Raw genomic sequence first — 4,659 nt, 5'->3', positions numbered from 1 at the left:
CCGCGAAAGGACAGTCATGGACGCGGCGGGCACACCGGCGGACCTGACGATCGTCGACGGCGACATCACCACCGTCGCGGCGGATGTGATCGTCACCGCCGCGCCCCCGTCTCTGCGCGGGGACGGCGGCGGGGTGGACGGCGCCATCCACCGGGTCGCCGGCCCGGCGGTGCGCCGCGAAAGCCTGACCCGCTATCCCTCGGGCCTGTGCCCGGGCGATGCCGGGTGGACCTCGGCGGGCGATCTGCCCGCCACCTGGCTCGTCCACGCCGTCGGCCCGAGACATGCGGGTCGGCCGGGGGATCGACTGCTGCTGGAGACCTGCTACCGGCGTGCGCTGCGGGTCGCGGGAGAACTCGGCGCCCGCTCGGCGGCTTTCCCGCTGATCGGAGCGGGTGCCTTCGGCCGGCCGCTGGAGGAGGCGGTCGAGGTCGCGGTGGACACGCTCGCGAGCACCCCCACCACGCTCGAGGAGATCCTGCTCGTCGCCTACGGAGCCGCCGCCGCGGCCGCCGCCCGGCGCAGGTGCTACCACCGGATCCCACTGCGGCTGCTCGACGGCGTCGCGGCCCTGCACCGGCTCGGCTTCCACCGGGTGCGAGTGCTGCCCGGCGTGAGTCCGTCGGGGACGAGCTGGCGGCTCGCGGTCGGCGAGGCCGCTGCCATCCACGCGCTGACCCGCGGGTACGAGGAGACCGCGTGGAAGTCGGTGCTGCACTACACCTCGGCGGCGGGCCCGGCCTTCGCGGGCGCCGCGGTGACGGCCTCGTGGCCCGCCGAGCGGGTGGCCGCGCTGATTCTCGAGACTCTGCCGGTGCTGCCGTCGCGTGAGCCCGACCCCGCCTACGTGGCCTGGTACGCCGAGCTGCTGACCATCGTCCGGGAGCGGGACGCGCTGCCCGTCGCCTACGCGGAGTTCTTTCTCGGGCCCGGTTGGCGCGTCGACGACCGCGACGCCCATCCGTCGCCCCCGTCGCCGCCCGGGAGCCGCTGAGCGCCACGGCCGTCGGCGCAGGGTGGCCGGTCACACCGTGCGCGCGCCCGCCTAGGGTAGGGCCATGTCCTTGTCCCATGCCGAACGGTCCGCCGCCGAACCGGCGCAGGCCGACGTCGTGCCCGCGACCGGCTCGGAGGCCGGTTTCCCGTTCTCCGCCGTGGTCGGCCAGGAGCAGTTGCAACTGGCGCTGATCCTGTGCGCCGTGCACCCGGGTATCGGCGGTGTGCTGGTGCGCGGCGAGAAGGGCACCGCCAAGTCGACCGTGGTGCGCGCGCTGGCGAACCTGCTGCCGCCGGTGGTGGACGAGACCGGCGCCCGGCCCGCGCGGCTGGTGGAACTGCCGGTCGGCGCCACCGAGGACCGCGTGGTGGGCTCGCTGGATCTGGAGCGGGTGCTGCGCGACGGCGAGCAGGCGTTCCGGCCCGGTCTGCTGGCCGCCGCCCATCACGGCGTGCTGTACGTGGACGAGGTGAACCTGTTGCACGACCATCTGGTGGACGTGCTGCTCGATGCCGCCGCCATGGGCCGGGTGCACGTGGAGCGCGACGGGGTGTCGCACTCGCACCCGGCGCGGTTCGTGCTGGTGGGGACCATGAACCCGGAGGAGGGCGAGCTGCGCCCGCAGCTGCTCGACCGGTTCGGCCTCACCGTCGATGTGGCCGCCTCCCGCGAGGTGGACACCCGCATGGCGGTGGTGCGCAGACGGCTCGACTACGAGGCCGATCCGGCGGGATTCGCGGCCCGCTATGCCGCCGCCGACCGGGATGTCGCCGAACGTATTCTGCGGGCGCGCGATCGGCTGGCCCAGATCGCGCTCGATGACGCCGAACTGCGCCGCATCGCCGCGCTGTGCGCCTGTTTCGATGTCGACGGCATGCGCGCGGACCTGGTGGTGGCGCGCACTGCCACCGCGCACGCCGCCTGGCGCGGCGCGGACGCGGTCGAAGAGCAGGATGTGCGGGTGGCCGCCGAACTGGCGTTGCCGCACCGCCGTCGCCGCGACCCCTTCGACGAGCCGGGGATCAGCGAGGAACAGCTCGAACAGGCCATGCGGGAGGCCGCCGAGGCGGTCGACCAGGCGCGACCGCCCGCGCCCGAACCGGATTCGCCTCCCGGCCCGCCGGAGAACCGGGACGGCGACAGCGGTGACGATGTGCCGGGCGATGATTCCCCCGGTGAGGATCCCCCCGGTGAGGATCCACACGACGGCGATTCCACCGGCGGCGAGCCGGACCCGGACGACGATCCCGACGGCACCGGTCCCGGTGGTCGCGGTGCCGGGAATTCCGGTGCAGGCCGTTCGGGCACACCGGCTTCCGGCGCCGCCCGGCCACCGCGCTGGGAGGTGCCCGGTGTCGGCGAGGGCGCCCCCGGTCGCCGCTCCCGGGCCCAGACCCGCAACGGCCGGGTGGTGCGCGCCACCACCGAGCCGGGCACCGGCCTGCACCTGCTGGGAACCGTGTTCGCCGCCGCCCCGCGCCAGCACCTGCGCGAGCGGGCGGGCGGCGGGATCGTCTTGGCCCCCGAGGATCTGCGCGGCGCGTATCGCGAAGGGCGCGAGGGCAATCTGGTGGTCTTCGTGGTCGACGCCTCGGGGTCGATGGCCGCGCGGGACCGGCTGTCGGCGGTGACCGGCGCGGTCGTCGCCCTGCTGCGCGACGCCTACCAGCGGCGCGACAAGGTGGCGGTGATCAGCGTGCGCGGCGCCGAGGCGGAACTGGTGCTGCCGCCGACCAATTCGGTGGACATCGCGGTGCGCAGGTTGGCGGGCATGCGCACCGGTGGCAAGACGCCGCTGGCGGCCGGACTGCTGAAGGCCCGCGAGGTGGTGCGCCGCGAGCGGGTCCGTGATCCGCGCAGGCGCCCGATGCTGGTGCTGCTCACCGACGGACGCGCCACCGGCGGCACGGATCCGGTCGGCCGGGCCAAGATCGCGGCGGGACTGCTGGCGGGTGCGGGCGTCACCTCGATGGTGGTGGACTGCGAGCGCGGCATGATCCGGCTCGGCCTGGCCGCCGAGCTGGCGCGGTCGTTGCGCGGCAGTGTGGTCCGCCTCGGCGAGCTGACGGGCGTGGCCGTCGCCGAGGTGGTCAGGGCGGGAACGGAGCGTGCCACGGGCGGGCGCGCGGCGTGAGCGGTACACGACATCGCCGATACCGGCCGAACGGGTCGGTGCGGCACGGGGAGACGAGGAGCGGGACATGCCGAAGGGTGTGCCGGAGACGGTGCCCGACGACGGGCTGACCACGCGGCAGCGCCGCAATCGACCGGTGCTGGCGGTGCACACCGGTCCGGGCAAGGGCAAGTCGACCGCGGCGTTCGGCATGGCGCTGCGCGCCTGGAACCAGGGCTTCGACGTGGCGGTCTTCCAGTTCGTCAAGAGCGCCAAGTGGAAGGTGGGCGAGGAGGCCGCCTTCCGTGCTCTCGGTGAACTGCACGAGCGGACCGGCGCGGGCGGTCCGGTGCAGTGGCACAAGATGGGCGAGGGCTGGTCGTGGACGCGCAAGCAGGGCAGCGAGGAGGACCACGCCGCCGCCGCGCTGTCGGGCTGGCGGGAGATCCAGCGCCGTCTCGCCGCCGAGGAGCACCGCTTCTACGTGCTCGACGAGTTCACCTACCCGCTGAAGTGGGGCTGGGTGGACGTGGACGAGGTCGTGACGACCCTGGTCGATCGGCCCGGCAACCAGCACGTCGTCATCACCGGACGCGACGCACCGCAGGTCCTGCTCGACGCCGCCGACCTGGTCACCGAGATGACCAAGCTCAAGCACCCGATGGACGCGGGCCGCAAGGGCCAGCGCGGCATCGAGTGGTGAACGGCCGGGTGCCGGGGTCCGCTCCCGGGGGAACAGCCGCCCCGGCAGGACAGGCGGCCCGAGCCGTCGTCATCGCGGCCCCGGCGTCGGGGAGCGGAAAGACCACGCTGGCAACGGGATTGATCGGCGCGCTGCGCCGGGCGGGGCACCGGGTCGCGCCGTTCAAGGTCGGTCCCGACTACATCGATCCCGGCTACCACGGCCTGGCCGCAGGCAGGCCAGGCCGCAATCTCGACCCGGTGCTGGTCGGCGCCGACCGGGTGGCGCCGCTGTACCGGCACGGCAGCGCGGGCTGCGATCTGGCGATCGTCGAGGGCGTCATGGGTCTGTTCGACGGCCGGATCGACGAGGACGACGCGCGCCCGGTGGCCGAGGGCTCGACCGCCCAGGTGGCGAGCCTGCTCGGCGCCCCGGTGGTGCTGGTCGTGGACGCGCGCGGGCACAGCCAGAGCCTGGCCGCCCTGCTGCACGGCTTCGCCACCTTCGACAGCGGCATCAGGCTGGGCGGGGTGATCCTCAACCGGGTCGGCAGCGAACGGCACGAACACGTGCTGCGTGCCGCCTGCGCCCGCGTCGGCCTGCCTGTGCTCGGCGCGTTGCCGCGCATGGCGGAACTGGAGGTCCCCTCCCGCCACCTCGGTCTCATCCCCGCCGTCGAGCACGGGTCCGCCGCCACCGTCGCCGTCGCCGCCATGACCGACCTGGTCGCCGCCCACGTCGACCTCGCCGCCGTGGGGCCGCCGGGGCGGCGGGCCCGGGGGGGGGGCGGCGGGGGCCCCGGGGGCGGGGGGGCCCCCCCCCGGGGGGGGGGGGGGGGGCGCGGGCCGGGGGGGGGGGGGGCGGCCG

4 protein-coding genes are annotated in these 4,659 nt (G+C 75.1%); all 4 read left to right on the top strand.

What is annotated here, in order from left to right; all coding sequences use genetic code 11:
• Positions 1 to 994 (top strand): macro domain-containing protein (locus tag QH283_RS01270; protein ID WP_280501181.1); only part of this gene is annotated, 994 nt, incomplete at its 5' end.
• A 64-nt stretch (positions 995 to 1,058) separates the two neighbouring features.
• Complete coding sequence (locus QH283_RS01265) at positions 1,059 to 3,131, top strand: VWA domain-containing protein (RefSeq protein WP_280501180.1); 2,073 nt, start codon at positions 1,059 to 1,061, stop codon at positions 3,129 to 3,131.
• A 67-nt stretch (positions 3,132 to 3,198) separates the two neighbouring features.
• A complete protein-coding gene (cobO, locus tag QH283_RS01260) occupies positions 3,199 to 3,813 on the top strand; it encodes a cob(I)yrinic acid a,c-diamide adenosyltransferase (RefSeq protein ID WP_280501179.1) in 615 nt (204 codons plus the stop codon).
• Between the two features lie 8 nt (positions 3,814 to 3,821).
• On the top strand, positions 3,822 to 4,659 hold an 838-nt coding region (locus QH283_RS01255; protein WP_280501178.1), incomplete at its 3' end, for a cobyrinate a,c-diamide synthase.

Source organism: Nocardia farcinica, assembly GCF_029867845.1.
In the GTDB taxonomy this organism is placed as follows: Bacteria; Actinomycetota; Actinomycetes; order Mycobacteriales; family Mycobacteriaceae; genus Nocardia; species Nocardia farcinica_A.
This window is presented reverse-complemented; position numbering and strand designations above follow the sequence as displayed.